Origin of the sequence: Gordonia sp. (in: high G+C Gram-positive bacteria) (assembly GCF_047600385.1) — a bacterium.
GTDB lineage: Bacteria > Actinomycetota > Actinomycetes > Mycobacteriales > Mycobacteriaceae > Gordonia.
The window spans coordinates 1,495,843-1,518,954 of record NZ_JASGKZ010000001.1; the positions used below are offsets into that span (position 1 = coordinate 1,495,843).

The 23,112-nt window shown below is 70.9% G+C and carries 21 protein-coding genes and 1 tRNA gene; 10 read left to right on the forward strand and 12 right to left on the reverse strand.

Annotated elements, in window-relative coordinates; genetic code table 11:
* Positions 1-301 precede the first annotated feature (301 nt).
* Complete coding sequence (gene purU, locus QM809_RS06565; protein WP_415044999.1) at positions 302-1,201, reverse strand: formyltetrahydrofolate deformylase; 900 nt, start codon at positions 1,199-1,201, stop codon at positions 302-304.
* A 27-nt stretch (positions 1,202-1,228) separates the two neighbouring features.
* Between purU and deoC the strand changes: the two genes are divergently transcribed.
* Positions 1,229-1,903: a deoxyribose-phosphate aldolase gene (deoC, locus tag QM809_RS06570; RefSeq protein WP_415045000.1), complete on the forward strand. Its 675-nt coding sequence runs from the start codon at positions 1,229-1,231 to the stop codon at positions 1,901-1,903.
* A gap of 88 nt (positions 1,904-1,991) precedes the next feature.
* Here the strand turns inward: deoC and sigM are convergent, their stop codons facing one another.
* On the reverse strand, positions 1,992-2,573 hold the full coding sequence (gene sigM / locus QM809_RS06575) for an RNA polymerase sigma factor SigM (protein ID WP_415045001.1): 582 nt from the start codon (positions 2,571-2,573) through the stop codon (positions 1,992-1,994).
* A gap of 260 nt (positions 2,574-2,833) precedes the next feature.
* Here sigM and QM809_RS06580 point away from each other — a divergent pair, with 260 nt between their 5' ends.
* Together QM809_RS06580 and QM809_RS06585 are read left to right on the forward strand one after the other, a co-directional pair.
* Entirely contained in the window at positions 2,834-3,532 is a 699-nt protein-coding gene (locus QM809_RS06580; RefSeq protein WP_415045002.1) for a S1 family peptidase, read from the forward strand.
* A 106-nt stretch (positions 3,533-3,638) separates the two neighbouring features.
* Positions 3,639-4,064 carry a hypothetical protein gene (locus tag QM809_RS06585; RefSeq protein WP_415045003.1) on the forward strand — a complete coding sequence of 142 codons (426 nt, stop codon included), beginning with the start codon at positions 3,639-3,641 and terminating at the stop codon, positions 4,062-4,064.
* Positions 4,065-4,108: 44 nt separating this feature from the next.
* Here the strand turns inward: QM809_RS06585 and QM809_RS06590 are convergent, their stop codons facing one another.
* The gene (locus QM809_RS06590; protein WP_415045004.1) at positions 4,109-4,879 is read right to left on the reverse strand and encodes an SDR family oxidoreductase; all 771 of its coding nucleotides are present in this window, start codon (positions 4,877-4,879) and stop codon (positions 4,109-4,111) included.
* Positions 4,880-4,921: 42 nt separating this feature from the next.
* Between QM809_RS06590 and QM809_RS06595 the strand changes: the two genes are divergently transcribed.
* Positions 4,922-6,073, forward strand: a complete 1,152-nt coding sequence (locus QM809_RS06595; RefSeq protein WP_415045005.1) for an ROK family protein — start codon at positions 4,922-4,924, stop codon at positions 6,071-6,073.
* A 527-nt stretch (positions 6,074-6,600) separates the two neighbouring features.
* Positions 6,601-7,446, forward strand: coding sequence for an SGNH/GDSL hydrolase family protein (locus QM809_RS06600; protein WP_415045006.1), 846 nt, complete (start codon positions 6,601-6,603; stop codon positions 7,444-7,446).
* On the opposite strand, the gene QM809_RS06605 is transcribed toward QM809_RS06600, so the two are convergent.
* From QM809_RS06605 to QM809_RS06630, 6 genes are all read right to left on the reverse strand, one after another.
* The gene (locus tag QM809_RS06605) at positions 7,447-10,677 is read right to left on the reverse strand and encodes an acyltransferase family protein (protein ID WP_415045007.1); all 3,231 of its coding nucleotides are present in this window, start codon (positions 10,675-10,677) and stop codon (positions 7,447-7,449) included.
* Positions 10,678-10,788: 111 nt separating this feature from the next.
* On the reverse strand, positions 10,789-11,580 hold the full coding sequence (gene otsB, locus QM809_RS06610; protein ID WP_415045008.1) for a trehalose-phosphatase: 792 nt from the start codon (positions 11,578-11,580) through the stop codon (positions 10,789-10,791).
* Between the two features lie 7 nt (positions 11,581-11,587).
* Positions 11,588-13,060 carry an alpha,alpha-trehalose-phosphate synthase (UDP-forming) gene (locus QM809_RS06615; RefSeq protein WP_415045009.1) on the reverse strand — a complete coding sequence of 491 codons (1,473 nt, stop codon included), beginning with the start codon at positions 13,058-13,060 and terminating at the stop codon, positions 11,588-11,590.
* Between the two features lie 3 nt (positions 13,061-13,063).
* A complete protein-coding gene (locus tag QM809_RS06620; protein WP_415045010.1) occupies positions 13,064-13,228 on the reverse strand; it encodes a hypothetical protein in 165 nt (54 codons plus the stop codon).
* A 390-nt stretch (positions 13,229-13,618) separates the two neighbouring features.
* The gene (locus QM809_RS06625) at positions 13,619-14,416 is read right to left on the reverse strand and encodes a MerR family transcriptional regulator (RefSeq protein ID WP_415045011.1); all 798 of its coding nucleotides are present in this window, start codon (positions 14,414-14,416) and stop codon (positions 13,619-13,621) included.
* Between the two features lie 62 nt (positions 14,417-14,478).
* Positions 14,479-15,888, reverse strand: a complete 1,410-nt coding sequence (locus QM809_RS06630) for a threonine/serine ThrE exporter family protein (RefSeq protein ID WP_415045012.1) — start codon at positions 15,886-15,888, stop codon at positions 14,479-14,481.
* An 11-nt stretch (positions 15,889-15,899) separates the two neighbouring features.
* On the opposite strand from QM809_RS06630, the gene QM809_RS06635 reads away from it, so the two are divergent.
* A tRNA-Thr gene (locus QM809_RS06635) sits at positions 15,900-15,971 on the forward strand.
* Positions 15,972-16,144: 173 nt separating this feature from the next.
* Here QM809_RS06635 and QM809_RS06640 read toward each other — a convergent pair.
* From QM809_RS06640 to QM809_RS06650, 3 genes are read right to left on the reverse strand one after another with little or no spacing between them, the layout of a single operon-like run.
* The gene (locus QM809_RS06640) at positions 16,145-16,342 is read right to left on the reverse strand and encodes a hypothetical protein (protein WP_415045013.1); all 198 of its coding nucleotides are present in this window, start codon (positions 16,340-16,342) and stop codon (positions 16,145-16,147) included.
* Positions 16,343-16,399: 57 nt separating this feature from the next.
* Positions 16,400-16,630 carry a helix-turn-helix transcriptional regulator gene (locus QM809_RS06645; protein ID WP_415045014.1) on the reverse strand — a complete coding sequence of 77 codons (231 nt, stop codon included), beginning with the start codon at positions 16,628-16,630 and terminating at the stop codon, positions 16,400-16,402.
* Positions 16,623-16,799: a hypothetical protein gene (locus tag QM809_RS06650; protein ID WP_415045015.1), complete on the reverse strand. Its 177-nt coding sequence runs from the start codon at positions 16,797-16,799 to the stop codon at positions 16,623-16,625. The genes QM809_RS06645 and QM809_RS06650 overlap by 8 nt, the downstream gene beginning before the upstream one ends.
* A gap of 458 nt (positions 16,800-17,257) precedes the next feature.
* On the opposite strand from QM809_RS06650, the gene QM809_RS06655 reads away from it, so the two are divergent.
* From QM809_RS06655 to QM809_RS06670, 4 genes are read left to right on the forward strand one after another with little or no spacing between them, the layout of a single operon-like run.
* Positions 17,258-18,904, forward strand: coding sequence for a hypothetical protein (locus tag QM809_RS06655; RefSeq protein WP_415045016.1), 1,647 nt, complete (start codon positions 17,258-17,260; stop codon positions 18,902-18,904).
* 1 nt (position 18,905) lies between these two features.
* Positions 18,906-19,337 (forward strand): hypothetical protein, encoded by a 432-nt coding sequence (locus QM809_RS06660; RefSeq protein ID WP_415045017.1) that lies wholly within the window; start codon positions 18,906-18,908, stop codon positions 19,335-19,337.
* Entirely contained in the window at positions 19,334-21,061 is a 1,728-nt protein-coding gene (locus QM809_RS06665; RefSeq protein WP_415045018.1) for an FHA domain-containing protein, read from the forward strand. The genes QM809_RS06660 and QM809_RS06665 overlap by 4 nt, the downstream gene beginning before the upstream one ends.
* Entirely contained in the window at positions 21,061-23,112 is a 2,052-nt protein-coding gene (locus tag QM809_RS06670) for a cation:proton antiporter (RefSeq protein WP_415045019.1), read from the forward strand. Before QM809_RS06665 ends, QM809_RS06670 begins: the two co-directional genes overlap by 1 nt.

Here is a 23,112-nt window from a genome sequence, read left to right on the forward strand (position 1 = left end):
CGTCGTTTCGCTGATCGAGCGTCGTTTCGCTGATCGAGCGGAGTCGAGATCTCGGCCGGTGGGGCCAGGCTTCGACACGGGCCGCTCACTGCGTTCGCGACCCGGCTCAGCCGACGGATCCGGTGGGACCGTTCCGAGCGCGGAGGGGCACCCGACGCTGGAAGACGCACCCTCCGAGCGCAGTGGTGCTGACAGCAGACTGGAAGGTGACCCCCTCTCTGCGTGGGGAGCTTCCGACAGCCGGCTGAGCCGGACGAGGAACGCAGTGACGAGACCGTGTCGAAGCCCGCCGGCGGCGGGGTCAGGCGAAGACGACCGTCTTGCGGCCGTGCACCAGGACCCGGTCCTCCAGATGCCAGCGCACGCCGCGGGAGAGCACCAGCGTCTCGATGTCGCGGCCCAACCGCACCATGTCGGTCGGCGACTGCTCGTGGCTGATCCGGCTCACGTCCTGCTCGATGATCGGACCCGCGTCGAGGTCGGCCGTCACGTAGTGGCAGGTGGCGCCGATCAGCTTCACGCCGCGCTCGAAGGCCTGGTGGTAGGGCCGCGCGCCGACGAAGCTCGGCAGGAAGCTGTGGTGGATGTTGATGGCGCGGCCGGCCCAGTCCGCGCAGAGGTCCGCGGGCAGGATCTGCATGAAGCGGGCCAGCACGATCGCGTCGGGGTCGTGGACGTCGACCAGTGAGCGGACGCGGGCGAAGGCGGCGGTCTTGCCCTCGGGGTCCTTCGGGAACGGCACGTGATGGAACGGGATCCCGAAGCGGGTGGTGATCGACTCCAGGTCGCGGTGATTGCCGATCACGGCCTCGATCCGGGCGGGGAGCTCGTCGCGTTCGGCGCGGGCGAGGAGGTCGAGGAGGCAGTGGCTGTCCTTGCTCACCAGGAGCACCACCGACTTGGTCTCGCCGGTGTCGGTGAGTCGCCACTCGGTCTCCGGCCCCAGCTGCCGGGCCACGGCGGCGAAGCGCTCGCGGACCTGCTCGGCGGCCAGGTCCACCGACGAGGCGCGGATCGACTGGCGGGTGAAGAACCAGCCGGAGGTCTCGTCGGAGTGGTAGGCGGCCTCGGTGATCCAGCCGCCGATCTCGGCGAGGAATCCGGAGATCGAGGCCACGATGCCGGTGGTGTCGGGGCAGCCCAGGGTGAGGACGTAGCGGCGCCCGTCGTCGGGGGCGGTGGTGGTGTCGGCGGCGTTCACCCGATCCAGTGTGCCAAGCTCGTCACCGTGACTGAAACCAACCTGCGCCGGGCCGACGTGGCGGCCCTCGTCGACCACACTCTGCTCAAGCCGGAGGCGACCCGTGCGGACGCCGAGGCGGCCGTCGCCGAGGCGGCCCGGCTCGGTACGCACGCGGTGTGCCTCTCGCCGTCGATGCTGCCGATCGACACCGGAGAACAGCGCACCTGCGTGGTGGTGGGCTTCCCCTCCGGCAAGCACCACTCGCTGGTCAAGGCCGCCGAGGCCCGCCTGGCGGTGGACTCGGGGGCACGGGAGATCGACATGGTGATCGACGTCGGCGCCGCGGTCGACGGACGGTACGACGAGATCTTCGCCGACGTGGTGACCGTGCGCGAGGGCGCCGGGGACGCGGTGCTCAAGGTGATCGTCGAGTCGGCGGTGCTGCTGGAGAAGATCGGCCCGGAGGGGCTCGCCGAGGTGTGCCGCCGTGCGGTGGACGGCGGCGCCGACTTCGTGAAGACCTCCACCGGTTTCCACCCCGCGGGCGGGGCGAGCGTGGCGGCGGTGCGGATCATGCGCGAGGCCGTCGGGAACCGGGCGGGCGTCAAGGCCAGCGGCGGGATCCGGGATGCGGCTTTCGCCGCCGAACTGATCGCCGCGGGCGCCACCCGGCTCGGTCTCTCCGGCACCGCGCAGGTCCTCGCCGGCTTCGACGAGTAGCCGCCGAACCCCGGCTCCGAGCCCCTCGGTGCCCCGGCGACGTGCCCTGGCGGCGTGCTGCGTCGGCGTGCTGCCGGGTGACGCGGGGTCAGCGGTCGTCGCGGAGGTGGCCCAGGACCAGGGCCAGTTTCACGCGGCCGCGGGCGCAGCGGCTCTTGACCGTGCCCGGCGGCACCCCCAGCCGCAGAGCGGTCTCCTCGATCGAGCGGCCCTCGATGTCGACGGCGACGATCGCCGCGCGCTGACTCGGCGGCAGGACGTCGAGCGCGCGGCCGATCGACAGGCGGAGGTCGACGTTCCCGGTGAAGTCCGCGGTCGCCTCGTCCGGCAGATCGTTGTCGTACTCCGGGAACGGATCGGCCGCGTGCGTCCGCCGGCGACGCAGCCGGTCGAAGCAGGAGTTGACCACCACGCGGTGCATCCAGACCACCACCGACGAGTCCCGGCGGAAGGTGCCCGCGGTGCGGAAGATGTTGAGCAACGCATCCTGCAGCGCATCCTCGGCGTCGTCGCAGTCGCCCGTGGTCCGCAAGGCGATGGACCAGAGATAGCTCTTATGGCGTTCCACGAGCGTCGCGAACGCGCCGCCGTCTCCCCGTGCCGCGGCCTGCAGGAGCATGCCGTCGCTGATCTGTTCTTGACGCTGTTCTTGAAGAATCCCCCGACTCATGAGAGGACTCTATGCGCGAAACGCCGGTCCGTTTCAAGGATTTCGGGCCGTCTGTGGATACCGTCCGGTCCTGTGCACAGCGGGGTTGACAGGTCGGAGATCCCGGCCCCGGACGGCGGGTGAACACCGTGGTGGTCGCCCTTCTCCGGTGTGTTCCAGCTCTCCTCCCGACTGCCGCTGTGAGGTCGAGGTTCGGATTCGCCGGCGGTTCTGGGTAGGGTATCGACCCGATTCGTATTCGTATCCCGCAAAGGTGGAACATGATCGACCTCCGACGGGCACTGGCGGCCCTGATCGTCGTCCTGACGGCACTGGTGCCGATGCACCTCGCGGCGGGTCACGCCGACGCGGCGCCGCGGGCCACCGTGGGCGGCGGCTCGGCCATCGTCCTCGGCGGCAAGTACACGTGCACGATGACCACCGTCGGGCGCGATCGCGGCGGCCGCCTGCTCGGCCTGACCGCCGCGCACTGCACCCAGGGCGGGAGCTACACCGTGGCGCTGCGGAACAACCGGAGCGCCGGGGTGATCGGCCGGGTCTCGGCGCTGAACCGGAACAGCGACATCGCGCTGGTGACCCTGAACCCGACCCGGGTGCGTCCGGTGCGATCGGTCGGCCGGGCCCGGATCGACGGCGTCGGACGGTTCCCGGGCTTCGGCGCCGACGTCTGCAAGCTGGGCGCCACCACCGGCTTCACCTGCGGTCCGGTGCTCCAGGGCGGACGCTCGGTGTCGACCGGTTACGTGTGCGCCGCACCGGGTGATTCCGGTGCCCCGGTACTGCACGGCGGTCGCGTCGTCGGCATGCTCAACGGAGGCCAGGAGGTCGGCGGCAAGGCGTACCCGTGCCCGGGCGGCGGTTCCCTGCTCTTCAGCCCGATGGTGGCGACCGACATGACGGGTCTGCTCGCCTCGCTGAACCGCTACGGCCGAGTCGGTGCGGGATTCCGGCCGATCTGACCGGCCGACCCCGTCGCCGCGGAGGCCGTGCACTCCGCCGTCCGACGGCTGAGCCCGACCGCGCACACGGTGAGCGCTCGGGGTCGGAGCCTCGTATCGGCCGGTCGTGCGCGCAGTGAGTCGGGAGGAGCGCGCCGCCGCCGTCGTGCGGAGGATTCGAGAGATCTTCGTCGGCGGCACGTCGGCGATGGTGAGATGGGACGTCGAGGCGTTGTCGGCGTGGTCGTCGGGCGGCTGGGTCGTCGTGGTCTTCCGCACCGTCTACGACACGTCGCGGGTGTGCGGGGTGTGTCTGGAGCTCGAATACTACGAACGCTTGAACTCCGAATGCGGTTTCACGGACGACCTGTCGTACGCGATCCTCGTGACCGAAGTGGTCGAACCCGGGCATTTTCCGACGTTGCTCTCCGCGGACCTCGGGGCGATCCATTGGCGGATCATGGCCGAGGACCCCGACCGTCGGATCGAGCTTCCCGCGTGTGTGGCGGACATCCCGAAGTCCGGAGGAACGGTACCGGCGACACGCGAATGAAACCGCGAGGCGGCCCTCACGAGTGACGATGTCGCCGCCGGCTCCTATCCGGTCTTGACGTTGCGGCGGGCGTCGACCTGGTCGCGCGGCTTGAGGACGATCTGGTCCAGGTTGACGTGCGGCGGGCGCGACGCGACGAAGGCGATCACGTCGGCCACGTCGTCGGCGGCCAGGGGCGTGAGGCCCTCGTAGATCCGGTCGGCGCGTTCGGCGTCGCCGTCGAAGCGGACCAGGGAGAACTCGGTCTCGACCATGCCGGGGCAGATCTCGGTGAGCCGCACCGGCTCGCCCAGCAGCTCGCCGCGCAGCGTGCGGTGGAGGACGCCCTGGGCGTGCTTGGCCGCGGTGTAGCCCGCGCCGTTGTCGTAGGTGCCCAGGGCGGCGATCGAGGTGACCGTCACGATCAGGCCGTCGCCCGACGCGATCAGCGCGGGCAGGAGGGCCTTGGTCATGCGGAGGGTGCCGACGACGTTGGTCTCCCACATCCAGCGCCAGTCGTCCAGATCGGCCTCGCTCACCGGGGCGAGTCCCTTGGCGCCGCCCGCGTTGTTCACCAGGACGTCGACGCGGTCGAGGGTGCCGGTGAAACGTTCGACGGAGGCCGCATCGGTCACGTCCAGGTACATCGCCCGGCCGCCGATCTCCGCGGCGAGTTCCTCGATCCGGTCCGTGCGGCGTGCGCCGAGCACCACCCGGTAGCCGTCCCGGGCCAGGGCGCGGGCGGTGGCCGCACCGATGCCAGAGCTCGCACCGGTCACCACGGCCGTCTTTCCTCCTGCGGGGACCTTTTCGTTCACGGTGATCTCAGCGTTCATGAAGCCAGTCTAGGTCGCCGGACGACTGCTAGATTCGACGCCATGACCGGCTCCGGAGTGGTCGCGGCGAGGCTGCGCGTGGGTTCGGCGCCGGCCAGTCTGGTGCTCAACGCGATCCGGGTCGGCGGGCCGTCGGTGCGCGAGGAGATCACCGAACGAGCCGGTCTCTCGGCGGCCACGGTGAACCGGCAGATCACCGCGCTGTGCGGCGCGGGGCTGGTGGACGAGCGGCCCGACCTGGTCGAGGGCCGCGGTGTCGGCCGCCCCCGGATCCCGCTCACCCTCGATCGCGACCGCTTCTGCGTCGCCGGCATCCACATCGGTGCCCGGCGCACCGCGCTGGTGATCGCCGACCTGGGCGGCCGGACCCTCTACAGCCACGCCGTGCGCACCCTGGAACTGTGCGACGAGGGGGCCGCGGTGGCCGTGGAACGGCTGTGCGCCCGTCTCGCCGAGCTCGCCGGCCGGTTCTCCGGCAGGCGCCTGCTGTGGGCGGGGGCGGCGCTCGGCGGCGCCGTCGATGCGGAGACCGGGGTGGTGGACCACCCGATCCTGCGCTGGCGCGGGGAACCGCTCGGCAGACGGCTGCACGAGACGCTCGGAGTCCCGGTGTCGGTGTCCGAGCACGTGCAGGCCATGGCGGCCGCGGAACTGCTGCTGGGCGGCGAGGTGGTGCCGCAGCGCCGCGGCGCCGCACTGTTCTTCTACGCGCGCGAGACCGTCGGCATGGCGATGATCATCGAAGACGAGGTGCACCAGCCGATCCGGGGTGCGGGCTCGATCGCCGCGCTGCCGGTGGACCCCGGACCGCTCGACACCGCGGCGATCGCGCCGCTGCAGTCGGTGATCGGCACCGCGGCGTTGAAGGCGGCGGCCGCCAGGCTCGGCGTGAACGACGACGCGGGGATCCTCGCCGATGCGCGCGCCCGGGTGCTGGGAGAGGCCGTGGCCGTGATGCGCGACGTGATCAATCCCGATTCGGTGATCGTGGCCGGTGCGGCGTTCTCGGCGCATCCGCGCGGACTGGCCCCGATCCAGGCGGCGTTCGACGCGGCGAGCACCACGCCGTGGCCGCTGGAGATCACACCGACTCGGTTCGGCGTGCACGTTCCGGAGTCGGCCCCGGTGGCCGTGGCGCTGGCCGCGGTGTACGCCGATCCGCTCGCGGTGACCGCCGGAATCACCGCGCCCTGATCTGCGCAGCACCCAGACGGGTGATTCCCGGTGTGCTCACTCGGGGAATCGGCGACTCCTCGGCGATCGAGGCCTCCCGGTGATCGAGGACTCTCAGTGATAGAGGACTCAATCGGTGATCGAGGCCTCTCGGTGATCGAGCGGAGTCGAGATCCCGACCGACGCGAAGACCCGCCCTCGGGCCGAGGGTGCCCGACACCCCGACTTCGATCGAGCACCCTCGGCCGAGGGTGCTCGATCGGGGCAGAAGGTGCCCGGCACCCTCGCCCCGGGGCGGTCTTCCCGCGGAGCGGTCGGAGGACGGGCGAGGCGATCCTCGTCGTCCCCCGCGAGGACCTTCGCCTCGCCTCGGCACTGTGTTCCTCCCCGGTTCGGGGATCGGTGGGAGACGGTCAGCGGTGGGGTCGGTGCAGGTCGCGGTGGGAGAGCATCGGCTGCGGCTCTGGGTCTCTCACCGATTCCGCGATGGTTTCGTGACCGACCCGACCTTGAAACCGGTGGGGCTGATGTAGTTCAGTGGGGTTATTGTGACTGAATCATCTGAGCTCTCGTCTTCCTCGTCCCGGCGCCGCACGCTGATCTCGGCCGGTGCGGTCGGCATCGGCGCCGCGCTCCTGCTGGCGGTCCCCGGGCCGGTCGGCGCCGATCCGGACACCGACGGTCTCGGTTCGGCGGGCAACTCGTCGTCGAGCCTGAACCTTCCCGAATTGCTCGGGCAACTGCTGGCCCCGGACACTCCGGAGACGCCGTCGAACGGGCAGACCGCCTGCACCCGGGTGATCCAGATCGGCGACTCCACCTCGGTCGCGGCAGATGACGCGGGCGTGGTGTCCGGGGCCGATGCGACGGCCACGGCGCAGTACCAGCGCGTCGGCGTCACCGACGTGGAGGTGGACGCGCTGAACAGTCGGGCGATCGTCGGCGGCCCGACACCGGATGCCGAGCAGGCCGTCCGGCAGCATCTGGCGGCCGGGAAGCGCGGCTGCTGGGTGATCGCGATGGGCGTGAACGACGTGGGCGCCATCAAGGGCGGCGGCCTCGGCGCCGACGAGCGCATCGACCGGATCATGAAGCAGTTGGACGGACAGTCGGTGCTGTGGCCGACCGTGGCATCGTCGAACCCGGAGAACGAGGCGTTCGGTGCGGAGGCGATGAAGACGTTCAACGACGCGCTGCGGAGTGCGGCCAGCCGGTACCCGAACCTCGCGGTCTACGACTGGGCGGGCGCGGCGAAGCCGGAGATGTTCACCGACGGAATCCACTACACCGGCGACGGTGCGGCCAAGCGCAATGCGGAGTTCGCGTCCGCACTGGTGCGCGCCTTCCCCGCCGGCGGCGGCGTCAACGCCCGCGAGAACTGGATCCGGAGTTGATCAGAGCGGGCAGGTGATGCTCTTGTCCCTCTTGCCGGCGACCGCCTGCTTGAGTCCCGCGGCCACCGCGTCGGCGTAGAGCGCGGTGCCTCGACCCTGGGGGTGCACGCCGTCGGGGCCGAGGAGCCGCAGGTTCTTCGCGGCCGTCGAACACCACGGTGCCAGGTAGAGGTTCGGATAGCGTGAGGCGAAGGTGATCAGCTGCTGCGCGGCCTGCGGGATGCCGTCGACCAGACCGTAGGGAACCACGGCGATCACCTTCCGCTTCGGCCCGGCCATCCGCATGATGCGATGGAACTGGCCGGGGAAGGCCTGGCCGTTGGTGCCGAAGCCGAGCACGAGGTACTCGCGGAGCTCGCGCTTGGCGCGCAGGGCCTGGATCACGGGTTCGCCGCCGCTGTAGTGGCGGGAGACCTCGGCGTCGATGAACATCCCCGGGAACCGGGTCAGCAGCGCCTGCGCCGCCGCGAGCATCACCGAGTCGCCGACGGCGGTGATGTCGGTGCCCGGCGGCAGCTCCGAAGCCGGCCTCGTCCGGGCCTCGGCCGCGGCCGCCGCCGCATCGGCCTGGGTCTTCTTGAGCAGTGCCGCCTGCCGTTCCAGTTCCAGCTCCTGCGCCGACTGCGAAGGGCTGGACTGCAGTGCGGCCCCGGCCAGCATCGTGACCACCAGGGTGACGGTCAGCAGTGCGGCGGGCGCCCCGCGCCGGGTGGTCTCGGCGATCCGAGCGAGGACGCCGCGCAGACCGAGGCGGCGGAACGGCGTCTCGATCCAGCGGTACGAGAGCTCGGACAGGGCCAGGGAGATCACCAGGGAGATCCCGCCGATGATCCACACGGAGACGTTCGACTTCGGGCCGCCGAGCCACTGCCCGATGAAGACCACGACCGGCCAGTGCCAGAGATACAGGCTGAACGAGCGCGCCCCCAGCCAGGGCAGCGGCGTCGTCCGCAGCAGCTGCGGGATCGGACCGTTCTCCCGGATCGCGTTGTGCACGACGACGACGGTCAGCAGACAGGCCAGGAACAGTCCGCCCCGGTAGGCGATCGGCGCGGTGTCCGGGAGGACGAAGAGCAGCACGATCAGGCCGACGAAGGCCGCCGGCGCGAGCGTCCAGCCGAGTATCCGGGTGGTGCGGTCACCGCGCGACTGCGGCCACGAATCGACCGCCGTCGGATCCGGAGCGGTGGCGATCAACGCCAGGGTGACGCCGGCCAACAGGCCGAAGGCATGGGTCTCGCTGCCGAAGTAGACGCGGCTGGGGTCGACGTCCGGGTCGTACAGCCACACCATCGCGGCCATCGAGGCGATCATGAGCAGACCCGTGACCGCCGCCGAGAAGAGCATTCGGCGCCGCACCCGCAGTCTCCTGGTCAGCAGCATCAGGAGCGTGAACAGCAGCGGGTAGACCACGTAGAACTGCTCTTCGATCGCCAGCGACCAGTAGTGCATGAAGATCCGCGGTGTGGTGTGCGCGAAGTAGCTCTGCGATTCGGCGATCTGCCCCCAGTTGTTCACGAAGAACAGCGAGGTGAAGAACTGCTGCGGCAGTTTGACCGCAGCATCGCCGCCCATCAGCCCGGCCGCCGCGGTGCCGACCACCAGGACGGTCGCCGCAGCCGGGACGATACGGCGGAGCCTGCGCTTCCAGAACTCGGCCATCGAGATCCGGCCGTGCGCGCCGAACTCCCGCACCAGCAGTGAGGTGATGAGGAAACCGGACAGCACGAAGAAGATGTCGACGCCGAGATAGCCGCCGCGCATCACGTCGCCGAAGAGGTGATAGACCACCACGCTCGTGACCGCGATACCGCGCAGGCCGTCGAGCGCGGGTGCGCGGCGGATGGCGCCGGGTGCGAGGGGCGGGGGCGTATCGGTTCGGGTCGTGCCCGAGGCCCCGGTGCCCGAGGACCCTGTGTCTGCGGACCCGGTGCCTTCGGGCCTCTCGACCCCGGTGTTCGTCGTCCTGGTGTCGTCGAGCGCGGCCGGAGCCGGAGCGGCTTCCGGGTGGATCTCCGTGGTGGGGACTGGGCCGGTAGCGGCAGGTTCACCGGTTTCCGGCTCGGTCGTACTCGGTTCGGAGGTGTCGGGTGCGCCGTCGTCCGGTGTGTGCACAGCGAGTGGGCCGATCGGTGTTCCGTCGGGCTGACCGGGATCGGCGGGAGTCCCGGTGGCCGGGGCGGCATCGCTCCGGGTGTCGGCGGCCGGGGTGCCGGCGGCCGGGAATTCGTGGGTGACGGCGTCGTCGGTGGGGGCCGCGAGGACCGGGAGCATGGTGACGGGGGAGTCCTCGACCTGGGCGGCGGGGGTGTCGTCGGAGGGAGTCTCCGCCGTCGGCTGAGCCCGGGCAGACCGATCCGGAGCCGGGGGAGTCTGGACCGTCGGCATCTCCGCGGTCGGGTTCGACGTGCCCGGGACGACGGTGACGGGATTCTCGACGGTCGAGTCCTCGGTGTCGGGAGCCGCCGTTTCCGTGCCGACGGCGGGTGCCTCGACGGTCGGGCTCTCCTCGGTCGGCGTCTCGTCGGCGGGATCTTCGGGCTCGGGCGCCTCGGACACCGGCGTCTCGTCGGCACGTTCCGTGTCGACCGGCGCCGCGTCGACCGGCTCGGGGGCGGCGTCGTCGGCCGTCGCCACCGGTGCGACGACGGCGGGCATCTCGGTGGTGCGGGTGTCGTCGCCCTCGATCCCGGTGTCCGCCGCAGTCTCCGTCGGCGCCTCGGTCGCGGCATCCTCGTGGACTTCGTCGTCGATCACTGTGTCTGCGGCGGAATCCGACTCCGCGGTGACGGCCTCGGCGGCGGTCTCCCCGCCGGCGGTCGGCACGACGGCGGGCATCTCGGTGGTGGGGGCGTCGACGGCCGCCTCGACCGGCGCGTCGGGGACGACGTCCTCGGCGGTCGGCGGGTCGGTCTCCGTATCGGCCGGGGCCGCGGTCTCCGGCTCCTCGGCGGCTGCGGTCTCCGTGATCGGTGTGCCCGCTGCGACGGTTCGGGCGGGAACCTCGGTGTCCGCGTCCGCCTTCACCACGGTCTTCTCGACCACTACCGTCTCCGTCTCGTCGGCGATCCGCGTCTCGGTGACCGCCACGACGTCCTCGGTGGCCGCGTGCCCGAGGACCACCATGGCGAGCCGGTTCACGGCCTTCCTCGGAGCAGCGGCGGACGGGGCGGCAGCACTCGATCCCGCGCCGTCGTGCACGGCGTCGTCGGGCTGAGAGGTGGTGGTCAACAGCAGCCGTCTCGGTGTCGGTCGCGGTGATCGCGACGGTCGGAATAGCAAGATCGGATTCTAACCGGCCGGTCCGACAGTCCTCTCATCAGAGGACAGGGGAGACACCGGTCAGCGACGGTGCGCGGCGACGAACTCCAGCACCTCGGCCACCTGGTCGGTGCCGGGGATCCGGAATTCGGCGATGGTCTCGCCGTCGCCGACCTTGATCCCGACGTCCCGTCCGGCGGGTTCGCCGACGGTGTCGCGACGGTGCAGGTGGGCGAAGGCCTTCTCGTCGGTCACGTCGTCGCCGAGATAGAGGACCGCCTCGGCCCCGAAGGCACGACGAAGCCGGTCCAGCGCCAACCCCTTGCTGGTCTCGATCACGGCGAGTTCGATGACGGCCTTGCCCTTGGTGGCGTGCACTCCGCGCCATCCGGCCGGTCCGGTCTCGGCCAGCGTCATGGCCGCCGCGGCGTCGTCCGGGGAGGCGTTGCGGAAGTGCAGGGTGGTGCTCGCCGGTTTGGTCTCCACACTGGTGCCGGGGAACTGCGCGGCGATTCCGCGGAAATCGGCGATGATCCGGTCGAGCAGTTGGCCCTGTTCGACGGTGAGCGGCTCGTCGAAGCCGCCCTCGAACTCGGCTCCGTGGCTGCCGACCAGGGTCAGCCCGTCGTCGGCACCCGAGATCTCCGCGAGGTCGGCGCGGGCCCGGCCCGAGACCATCGCGGCGAGCGTGCCCGCGCGGGTGCCGCACTCGGTCAGGGCGGCGAGGGACGCCGGGTTCGGCACGGCCATGTCCGGGCGCGGCTGGATCGGGGCGACGCAGCCGTCGTAGTCGGAGGCCACCACCACCCGGTCCAACGCGCAGAAGTCGCGGAGCGCAGCCCGCAGCTCGTCTCCGATTCGGTGTCCGCTCACGGCCGACTCACTCTCCGGTCAGGGCGTCCAGGAAGCTGCGCGCCCACTGGTCGACGTCGTTGTTCATCACCTGATCGCGCAGGATCGCCATGCGGCGTCGTCGTTCCTCGGGCGGATCGGTGACCGCGGCGACCACGGCGTCGTCGGTGGAGTCGGCGTCGTACGGGTTCATCAGGTACGCCTCGTGCAGTTCCATGGCGGCGCCGGTGAACTCGCTGAGCACCAGTGCGCCGCCCAGATCCGGGCGGCAGGCCACGTACTCCTTGGTCACCAGGTTCATGCCGTCCCGCCACGGGGTCACCAGTGCGGCATCGGCGGCGACGAAGTAGGCGAGCAACTCGTCGCGCGGGACCGGTTGCAGCAGGTACCGCACCGGCGGCGAACCGACCGTGCCGTAGGTGCCGTTGATGTGCGAGACCGTCCGTTCCACGGTGTCGCGGAGTCGGGCGTAGCTCTCCACGTTCTCCCGGCTCGGGCTGGCGAGCTGGACCAGGACGGTGTCGGCGGGGTTGAGGCGGCCGGCGGCGAAGATCCGCTCCAACGACTCGATCCGCACGTCGATGCCCTTGGTGTAGTCGAGCCGGTCGACGCCCAGAAGCAGGTGCCGGGGATTACCCAGCTCGGCGCGCAGCGCCGCGGCCCGCTCCTGCACGGACGACGACGCGGCCTGGGCCGCGACACCCGCGGAGTCGATGGAGATGGGGAACGCGCCGACCCGGACGGTGCGCTCGCCGAGGTCGACCGTGCCGAAGTCGGTGCGGACGCCGACCGGCGCCGACGAGACGGGAAGACCGAGGATCCGGCGCGCGAGGGTCAGGAAGTTCTGGGCGCCGCCGGGCAGGTGGAAGCCGATCAGGTCGGCGCCGAGCAGCCCGGTCAGGATCTCCCTGCGCCAGGGGAGCTGGCTGAACAGCTCGTACGGCGGGAACGGGATGTGGAGGAAGAAACCGATCTTCAGATCGGGGCGCAGCTCGCGCAGCAGGGCCGGGACCAGCTGGAGCTGGTAGTCCTGCACCCACACGGTGGCGCCGGGGGCGGCGGCCTCGGAGGCCGCCCGGGCGAACCGGCGGTTGACCTCGACGTAGACGTCCCACCAGTCGGCGCGATACTCCGGTTTCACCAGACCGTCGTGATACAGCGGCCACAGCGTGGAGTTGGAGAACCCCTCGTAGTAGTCCTCCACCTCGGCGCTGCTCAGCGGTACCGCGCGGATGTCGATGCCCTCGACGTGCGGATCGTCGGTGGAGTCGGCGCTGCCGGTCCACCCGACCCACGCGCCGGGGGTCTTGTCGAAGATCGGGGCCAACGCGGTGACCAGACCGCCGGGCGCACGCGTCCATTCGACGGTGCCGTCCGCGGTGACCTTCTTGTTCACCGGCAGACGGTTGGCGACCACGACGAAGTCGGCTCCCGCGGTCGCCGCGTCAGGACCCGACGGTGTCGAATCCGGCTGGTCGGGGTTCGACTCGGTGGTCGCCATGTGTCAGTCGGTCTCTCCCGGCTCGATGCCGAGCATCGCGAACAGCATGCGGCACTCGTCGGCGTCGGTGGCGTACGCGGCGACGACGCGGCGGGCCGAGTTGGCGGTCTCGTCGGCGACGGGATCCAGCTCGTCGTCGTCCACGAGGTCAGTAGTCTTGGGAGGCATGCGGGCCATCTTACCTGGGGCGATGAGAGCCCGCATGGGGTGGCCTGAACGGGTGAGTCCGAGGGCCGGTCCCGGCGGCCGTCCGCGGTGGTCCCCACTCCGTCGGCGTGTCGTGACTCCCGGGACACGGGGATCATCACGCCCGCCGTCGGCGCGGACTCCCACTCCGTCGGCGTGTCGCGACTCCTCTTCCATGTCGCGCGCCATCCATCGGTAGCGACATGGAAGAGGAGTCGCGACACGCCGGGGAGGACCGGGTGTCGGCCGGGGCGGAGCGGCCCGGGTTGGCCCGCGACACGGAAGTCGGGCCGCGACACGGCCGGCGGGGGTTGCGCGGAGACCGGTCCGCGACATCCCGGCGGGAAACCGTACGACGACGGGGCGCGCCGCTCACGACCCCGATCGCGCGGCGTTCGCCACGATCGCGTCGCGCACGTACCGAGCCAGCCCCGGCTCGAGGTCGTCGTAGGTGGCGGTGAAACGCGGATCGCACACGTACATCTCGCCGAGGTTCACGTGGAACTCCGGCGGGCAGTCGTAGAAGCGCTCGTGGATGTGGAGTCGTGCCCGTTCGGCGACGTCCATCGCCGCGGTGCCGTCGGCGGGCAGGCCGGCGCGTTTGGCGGCGACGAAGTCGTCGTTGATCGCCTCGGCCTCGGCTTTGATCGCCCTCCAGTCGGACGTGGTGTACTCCGCGGTGCGGCGGGCCGACTGCTTCCACTCGTCGGTGTCGCCCCAGCGTTCGGCGGCCTCGGCCTGGTACTCGTCGCTGAATCCGTCGCCGAAGATCTCGCGCATCTCGGCGTCGGTGGCGGGTCGCTTGCTCATGGTTCTCTCCAATGCTCGATCGATGGCGCCCACCAGCTCGTCGAGCCGGTCGCGGTGGGCGATGACGACGGCACGCCGACGGCGCAGGTGCTCGGTCGGATCGGCATCCGGGTCGAGCAGTTCGGCGATCTCCTCCAACGGCAGTTCGAGCCGCCGGTAGAGGACGATCTGCTGCAGCCGCTCCAGGTCGGCCGGACCGTACAGGCGGTAGCCCGCCGGGGAGCGTTCCTCGGGAACCAGCAGGCCGACGGCGTCGTAGTGGTGCAGGGTGCGCACCGTGACACCGGTCAGTTCGGCCAGTCTGCCGACCGTCCAGCGGTCGTCGGGTCCGGGTCCGTCCGCGTCGTGTGTCGTCGTCATGGGAACCATCGTCGGGCCTCACGTCGCGGGAGGGTCAAGTCGTTTCCGCGAGGAGCCGAAGATCAACGACGACGAGCGCCGCGCAGGGCCAGGGACAGCGGCGGGATCTGCGGGCGGCGGCTGCGCCGGGCGACGAACTCGCCGAGCGTGACGCCCGCGGCCAGTGCGCACCCGATGCCGAAGGCCGTCGCCATCTCGGCGCCGCCGCGCGAGGGATCGTCGTTCATCAGTCCGTACATGGCGCGGTACATGGTCAGTCCGGGCAGCAGCGGGGTGAGGCCCGCGACGGCGATGACCAGCGGCGGGGTCAGTGCGCGGCGGGCGGCGAAACCGCCGATCAGGCCCACGGTGAAGCCGGCCGCCGCGCAGGCGGTGAGCGGGCTCTGGGTGACCGTCGTCAACGCTGCGGCCACCGACGTCCCGAGCGCTCCGGCGAAGAACGCCGCGGGCAGGGCGCGGGTCTCGGCGTAGCTGGCCAGCGCGAAGGCGCAGGCCGCGACGGCGCCGCCGCCGATACGAGCGGGGATCTCGGACGCCCCGAACGGGGTCACGGCGGTGAGCGCCGGCAGGTAGACGTGGAACAGGCCGAGCAGCTTGATCGCCATCGCGACCCCGACCAGCAGGCCGCCGGTCATCACCAGCACCTCGGTGAACCGCGCCGTCGCGGTGATCGGGGCGCCGGTGATGGCGTCCTGCACCGAACCGACCAGGGTGAGCCCGGACAGCAGCACCACGATGCCCGCCGCGATGATCTGCGACGGGAGGAAGCTCCAGCCGGCGAGTTCGGTCAGCTCGAACACCAGCGCGGCGGGCAGCACCGCGATGAATCCGCCGTTGACCTGCTGGAAGAACGGCGGCGTGCCGATCTGGTTCAGCCGCCGGTTCACCGACACGATCACCACCGAGGTGAGGAACGACAGCGCCACCACCAGCCACGACCCGCCCAGGAAAGCGGCCACGCCGATCGCCATCACGCCCCAGCCGAGGGTGGCGGCCCAGCGCGGATACGGGTGCGGGGCCTCCACGATCACGTCGACGATCCGGTGCGCGGAGGTGGCGCTGATCGCGCGCCGTCGGATCCGCCGGATCAGCCGGTCGATCTCGGCGAGCCGGGTGAAGTCGAGGGATCGGTACTTGACCGTGCGGGACGCGGTGATCGGCGGCAGCGTGCTGCCGCGCCGCGCGCAGATGAGGACGGTGTTGAACGTGACGTCCACGTCGACGTCGTCGAGCCCGTAGATGCCGGCGACGAACTGCACCTGGTGCAGGGTGTCGACGGCGCCCGTCCCCGCGTCGAGGAGGACCGCGCCGATCCGGGCCGCCAGGTCCAGGACCTCGGTGATCGCGGCTTCGTCGTGCAGGTCGATGGGCCGCCGGGGAGCGACGACGATGGAACCCGGCTCGATGGTGTCGATGGTGGCTCGGGCGGAGCCGAGGATCCGGTTCAGACCACGGCGGATATACTCACGCACGCAGGGCACCTGCCTCCTTAGCTCAGTGGTAGAGCAACGCTCTTGTAAAGCGTAGGTCGTCGGTTCGAACCCGACAGGGGGCTCTGGAAAAGCCCGGGTCGCCACGCTGTCGGCCCGGGTTCTCCTCGTCGTGTCGGTCGTGCGGATCGGTTGTGGGCGCCGCGGCCCGGCCGGTCGGCGTTCCACTCGTCGATGGTCTCCGGCAGCCGGTCGCGCAGGGGGTCGAGCGGTGTCGTGCCGTCGTCGACGGGGCCGGTCACGACGTCGGGCGGCAGCGGCGTCTCGACTCAGCCGCGCGCGCGTGCTTGCGCCGTGCCTCGTAGACGGCCCAGGCGGTGATCCCGGCCCAGCCGACCCAGACGGCGATCATCGGCGGGCTGTAGGCCACGGTGGACAGGATGGCGATGATCCAGCCGGAGGTGATGCTCGCCTGGACTCCTCGATCGTTGAGCATGGTGAGTCCTTTCTGCGGTCGGGGTAGGTGCTGTGCGTGGACGAATTCGCCGAGGGGTCAGCCGTCGTGGCTCTTCGGTGGTCGGCCGCCGTGGCCGGGCCGTCGCGCGTTCCACGCGTCGATGGTCTCGACTCGCCATCCGCGGCTGGTGCCGCGCGGGAACGTCCCGTCGTCGTTGACCGCGCCGATGACGACATCAGGCTCTGGTAGTCGATACTTCGCCGCGCCACCTCGCGCCAGGCCGAGGTGTTCCTCGACTTGACGCAGGGACAGATAGACCTCAGGCATGCTGCCTGCGTGAGGCGTTGACGATGGTGAATCCGAGTGCGCCGATCCAGGCGGCCCAGACCGGGACGAGGAGGGCTTGGCCGTTCTGCATGCCGATGCCTGCGATGACGAGGGGTGCCACGCCGCCGAGTGTCGCGAGTGTGCCGGGGCCGCTCACGATGTGTCTCACGGTGGATTCCTTTCTGCGGTGACCGGTTCGCACGGTGTCGGCGAGTCCGGATCTTGAGGCGGGAGGGCTCAACGGAGCTTCCGGCTGCCATAAATATACCGCTTAAAGCGGTATATGTCAAAGGGGCGGATCATCGAATCGAGATCGTTGGACGAGGGGCTCCCGGTGATCGGGCGTGTTCATTCGGGTCTGCGGGGAGATCGGTGGTCGGCCGTTGCGAAATGGCGGGCCACGAGGGAATCACGAGGGAATACAGCCCTTGTCAGCCGGTATTTCGCAACGGCCGACCACGGCGCGATGTCGGGGTCGACGTCCCGGCGGATCGAGGCCTCGTCGGGGTGAGCGGTTCGCCGCACCGCGATCACCGTGTCCCACGATCGGACCAATGCGTATCGACGATCGTGGGATCGGAGTGTCGTCCCATCACGCGGGCACCGCGGCCGGACTATGTTGTCTCTATGCACGGGCAGAATCCGGCGAATCGTCCGCCGTATCCGCCGCCGCACGGGCGGCCTCCGGTGCCGTCGGGGCCGCTGCCGCGTTCCGGAGGCGCCCGGCTCGGCGATCTCGACGACCGTCTGATCGACACGGACGTCTGGGCCGATCAGATGGTGGAGGCGGCGGGGATCCCGATCGTCGACGTTCCGTTCGTGACCGTCGGATCGGGGATCGGTTCGTTCGTGACCGTCGACTACCTGCGGATCTTCGGCGTGCCGACCGACCAGATGGCGGTGCTCGGTCCGCAGGACGTGCCGTGGCGGTCGTACGAGTATCTGACCCGCGTCTCGCAGATCCCGCGTGGCGAACGGCTGCGCTCGGATTCGCAGTCGATGCCCGACAACATCTGGGGCTTCCCGTCGTACGCCCTGCAGGAGGCCTGGAAGGACCGGCGACTCGGTCCGCTGTGGAACGTCTTCACCGAGCCGATCATCGCGAACTACTACACCCCGAAGGCGGGGCAGGTGTTCGACGCGATGGAGGTGGAGGCGAAACGCATCCGCTACTACGACATGCTGCACAACGGTCAGGTCCGGATGATCCGGCGGCGCCACGGCGGCGGCTACTTCACGATCCTCACCCCGAAGGCGGGCACGACGCGCACCAAGCGGGTGGCCTTCCGGAGCCGGTGGGTGCACGTCGCCGTCGGCTATCCGGGCCTGAAGTTCCTGCCCGACCTGCAGGAGTTCCGGGAGCGGTATCAGGCGGCCGCCGGACGCGTGGTGAACGCGTACGAGCCGCATGAGCAGATCTACCGGTCACTGGCATCGCGGCCCGGCACGGTGATGATCCGCGGTTCGGGGATCGTGGCCTCGCGCGTGCTCCAGCGCCTGATCGACGACCGCGACGCGCTCGGCCTGCAGACGCAGATCGTCCACCTGTTCCGCACCTACCACGACAAGGCGCACGGACCGCACATCATGATGCGCCGCAAAGCCTCGCACGGCTGGTCGTACCAGGGGTTCAACTACCCGAAGTCGGTGTGGGGCGGTCAGCTCAAGGACCGGGTTGCCGGGCTCGAAGGCTACGACCGCCTCCAGTGGTACAAGGACATCTCCGGCACCAACACTCCGATCCGCAAGAACTGGCAGAGGCAGCTCGAACGCGGTCGCCGGGAGGGGTTCTACCGGGTGGCGGTGGGCAAGGCGGTGTCCCTGCGGCCCTCGCCCGACGGGCAGGGGGTCGACGCGACGATCGAGGTGGACCGGCTCGCCCCGGTGGAGCAGCCGGTCGGGCCCGACGGCACCGTCGGCGTGCACGCCGACTTCGTGATCGACTGCACCGGTCTGGAGGCCGACGTGCGCGAGCATCGGCTCCTGGCCGACCTCCTCGAGCACACCGGCGCCGGACTGAACCCGCTCGGCCGGATGGATGTGGAACGCACCTTCGAACTGCGCGGCACCCGGAGCGGGGAAGGCCGGATCTACTGTTCCGGCACGGCGACGATGGGCGGATACTTCCCGGGCGTCGACACGTTCCTGGGACTGCAGATCGCGGCCGACGAGATCACCCACGACCTCGTCGGCCAGGGCTTCTGCCGGAGACTCGGACCGGCCCGGTCGGTGAAGCAGTGGTGGCGCCGGATGAAGGTCGTGGGGGTGGACTGACGTGCTGCCGACTCTGAACGGACGGATCCAACTCCGCATCCTCGTCACCGCCGTGATCGGCGGTCTCTGGACGGCGATCATCGCTCCGCTGCTGCCCGTCGGAGGGGCGTCGACGGCGCTCGCCTACCGGAGCGCCTTCGTGGTCCTCGGCGTGCTGATCCTGCTCGGCATCGGGTGGGAGCTGATCTACCACCTCCTGATGCAGTTCCGCTGGGAGAAGGACTGGCCGACGTTCTTCGGCCTGCTGACCGGCATCAACGAAGGCGTCGTGCTCTGGCTGGTCATGCGTTTCGCGCTACCCGGGTTCCTGCCGCCGCCCGCGGCGTTCGCCGTGCAGTTCGTCACCACCTGGATCCTGGTGTGGCTGGTCCTGAACGGTCCGCTGCGGGCGATCTTCCTCCGTCAGCGATTCCGAGGAGGCCGCTTCGTATGAGCGGATCGACGGGGGAGACGCCCGGCCGCGACGGCGAACAGGCCCGGGTCTCCCTGGTGCCGGGTGACGGAGTCGTGATCCGAAGACCGGACTTCCTGTGCGTCCTCGGCCCGGGCTCGGCGGTGCTGGCCGACGACGTCCTCGACCTGTCCGGACGGGTGTCCACGACGGAGGGCGGTCGACGCGGCCGCCGTCTCGCGCGCGCCGTCGCCGAACTGGTGGCGAGCAGCGACCTCGACGGCGTGGACCTGGCGTTCGCCGCGCCCGACGAGGTCGGGATCACCCTCTTCCTCCTCGGGAGGGTCTACGGCGAGATCGACGGCCGCCGGGTGGAACCGATCGGACGGCATCCCTTCGAGCGGGCGATCCCGTGGCCGTTCCTAGGTCTGGGACTGTTCACCGACGACGCCGTCCCCGACCCGGCGGGCGCGGAGCGCTTCGATCTGGTCGAGGGCGCGGTGCCCTCCGCCGGGGCGCGGCTGCACTCGCCGGAGGAGTCCGGGGTGACGTCGTTCTACACCGAGGCCCTCGAACGCGTGCAGCGGGAACTCGCCGAGTACCGCCGGAGCAAACAGCGTGCGCGGGGCGGCGCGGCGGTCGACCCGGGCGCACCGGACGACGAGTCGACCGGTGAGGAGCTCGTGCCGGTTCCGCGCGACGTCGTTCCGCCGGCCGTCGCGCTCGGCAAGGTGGTCCCGGAGACCCCGGAGACCCCGGAGACCCCGGAGCAGGGGAGTGCTGCACCGGTGGCCGCAGCACCGCCGGCAAATGCGTCGTCGGCCGATACGTCGACGTCGAGCGAACCAGTGGTCGGCGCGTCGATGCCGGAGGCCGCCGACACGTCGTCGAACCCGGAGGCCGTATCCCCGGACATTCCGGAAACCCCGGACGACGCCTCGACGACGGAGCCGACCGGACCGGTGACGGATCCGGCCGCGGCGCCGGAGCCGTTCGTCAGCACCCCGCTCGCCCCCGACCCCTTCCCCGGCTCGTCGTCGAGACCGGACCCCGGTGCGTCCCCCACGCCGCTTCCGCTCACCCGGGACGACCGGCCGCCGATCCGCGGACGGGCCCCGCTTCCGCCGCCCTCGCGGCCGCTGCCCACGACGCCCAGACCCGGGACGACCGGGACGCCGGTCCGCGGGCGGGCGCCGGTGCCTCCGCCGCGACCGCCGCGTGCTCCGCTGCCGGTGGCCGCTCCCGTCGCTCCGCTGACTCCGCCGCCCGCTCCGGCGGAGCGGAGCCGAGCGAAGGTGATCGGGGTGCGCTGCGTCAACGGGCACCTCAACCATCCCGACGCGTGGATCTGCGGCGCCTGCGGGATCCGGATGGATCAGCTGACCACCATCCCGGTGGAGGGGGAGCGTCCTTCGCTGGGCTGGCTGCTGCTCGACAGCGGAGAGGTGTTCTCCCTGGACACCGACATCGCGATCGGCCGCGTGCCGCTGGTCGTCCCGGGCGGACAGCCGTCCGACATGAAGTCGATCGTCGTCCACGACGCGGGCGGTGCGGTGTCGAGGCGACACCTGGAGGTCAGACTGGTCGAGTGGGACGTCTTCGTCGTCGACCTCGCGTCGATCAACGGCACCTACGTGACCGATCCGGGTCCGGGAAGCCGGGAGCTGCGGCTGCTCCCGCACCAGCTGCGCAAACTGGTGCCCGGGTCGCGCATCCGGATCGGCGCCCGACTGCTCACCTTCGAGTCCCCGCACGCGAGGCTCTGATGGCGGCCCCGGAGGCGGCGTTCCTCCTGCTCGACGTCGCGGTGGTGATCGCGGCCGCCCGGATCGGCGGCCGGATCGCGCAGGCCTGCCGCCAACCGGCGGTGGTCGGGGAGATCACCGCGGGCATCCTCCTCGGACCGAGCCTGCTGGGGATGCTCCCCGGGGACCCCTCGGCCTGGCTCTTCCCGACCGACGTGCGGCCGCTGCTGTCGGCGATCGCGCAGCTCGGCCTGGTCCTGTTCATGTTCCTCGTCGGCCTGGAACTGGACATGCGTCTGGTCCGCGGTCGGGAACGCGCCGCGGCGTCGATCTCGGTCTGTTCGGTGGCGGTGCCGTTCGCGCTGGGCGTCGGACTGGGGATGCTGCTGTACCCCCGGCACGACGAGGTGGACGGCGTCGTGATCGACGAGCTGGGGATGTGCCTGTTCCTGGGCATCGCCATGTCGATCACGGCGTTCCCGGTGCTCGCCCGGATCCTCACCGACCGGAACATGTCGCGCACCGCGGTGGGCGCGTTCGGTCTGGCCGCGGCCGCCGTCGACGACATCATCGCCTGGAGCGCGCTCGCCCTGATCATCGCGATCATCCAGGGCGGCAGCCCGATCGAGGTGGCGAAGATCGTCGGGCTGACGCTGATCTACACGTTCGTGATGTTCGTGCTGGTCCGGCCCCTGCTGGCGCGCCTGGTCGCCTGGCGTGAGAGCGCCGGTCGGTGCACGCCGCACATGCTCGCGGTGGTCCTGATCGGGATCTTCCTGTCGGCCGCGGCCACCGAGTGGATCGGGATCCACGCCATCATCGGCGCGTTCGTCTTCGGTGTCGTGATGCCCAAGGCCGGCGGCGAAGCGCTGATGCACGAGATCCTGGAGCGGCTGGAGCAGACGGTGGTGGTGTTGCTGCTGCCGATGTTCTTCGTCGTGACCGGGTTGAGCGTCGACCTGGGCGGGATCGGCGGCGACGGGTGGCTGCACCTGCTCGCCGTGATCGCGGTGGCGTGCGTCGGCAAGTTCGCCGGCGCGTACCTCGGTGCCCGGCTCAGCGCGATGCCGGCGCGTCAGGCGTCGGCCGTCGCGGTCCTGATGAACACGCGCGGGCTCACTGAACTCGTCATCCTCACCGCGGGCCGGGAGTTGGGCGTCCTCAGCGACGAACTGTTCGCGATGATGGTGGTGATGGCCCTGGTCACCACGGCGATGGCCGGGCCGCTGCTCGCGGTGGTCTACCCGCCGGACGTGGTGGAGAAGGACATCGCCGCGGTGGAGCGTCGTGCGTTGACCGCGGGTTCGGCGACCCGGGTGATGATGGTGATCGACGGGCTCGACGACGACGTGGACCGTCTCGCGCAGCGGCACGCCGCGCTCCTGGCCACCGGGGTCGGGGCCGACGTGATCCTCGCCGGGGTCCTGCCGCGGCGAGCGGCCGGTGACTCGGATGCGATGTCCGGGCTCCCGGACTTCGCGGGCATGGCCGCCGCCGTCGAGACGCTCGACGCGCTGAGCCGCCGGGTCCCCGGCGCGAGGTCGGTCGCGGTGCAGTGCCGCTTCACCTCGGACCCGTCCGCGGATCTGGAGGAGATGGCCGACGACGGCTCCCCGGATGTGATCGTGCTCGACGCCGGCGCGGACGGGTGGGCGACGGCGCTGACCGTCGCACCGGTCGTGCTCGTCGACGAGGCGCAGGCCGCCGGGGACTCGACCAGACTGGTGTGCCGCACCGGGGACAGCCGCAGCGGCCGGACCGCGGTGATCGTGGCCGCCGAGCTCGCGCTGCGCACCGGGCGCGGGCTGCTGGTGGAGACGTCGTCGTCGCGCAGGCGGATGCTGGCCGACCTGAAGCCCGTCGCCGCGCTCGGCGTCGCCGTCGAGGTGGCCGGGGCCGGACTGCACGACGACGGGGATGCGCTGCTCGGCGTGGTCGGGGACGAGGGCCCCGCCGCCTACCGGATACACGACGGAACCCGCGTGAGCGAGGAAGGACTGGGCGATCGACTCGCGCAGCGCTTCGGAGCCGACGCGATGACATCTGCCGGCCTCACCGCGGAGGGACACTGA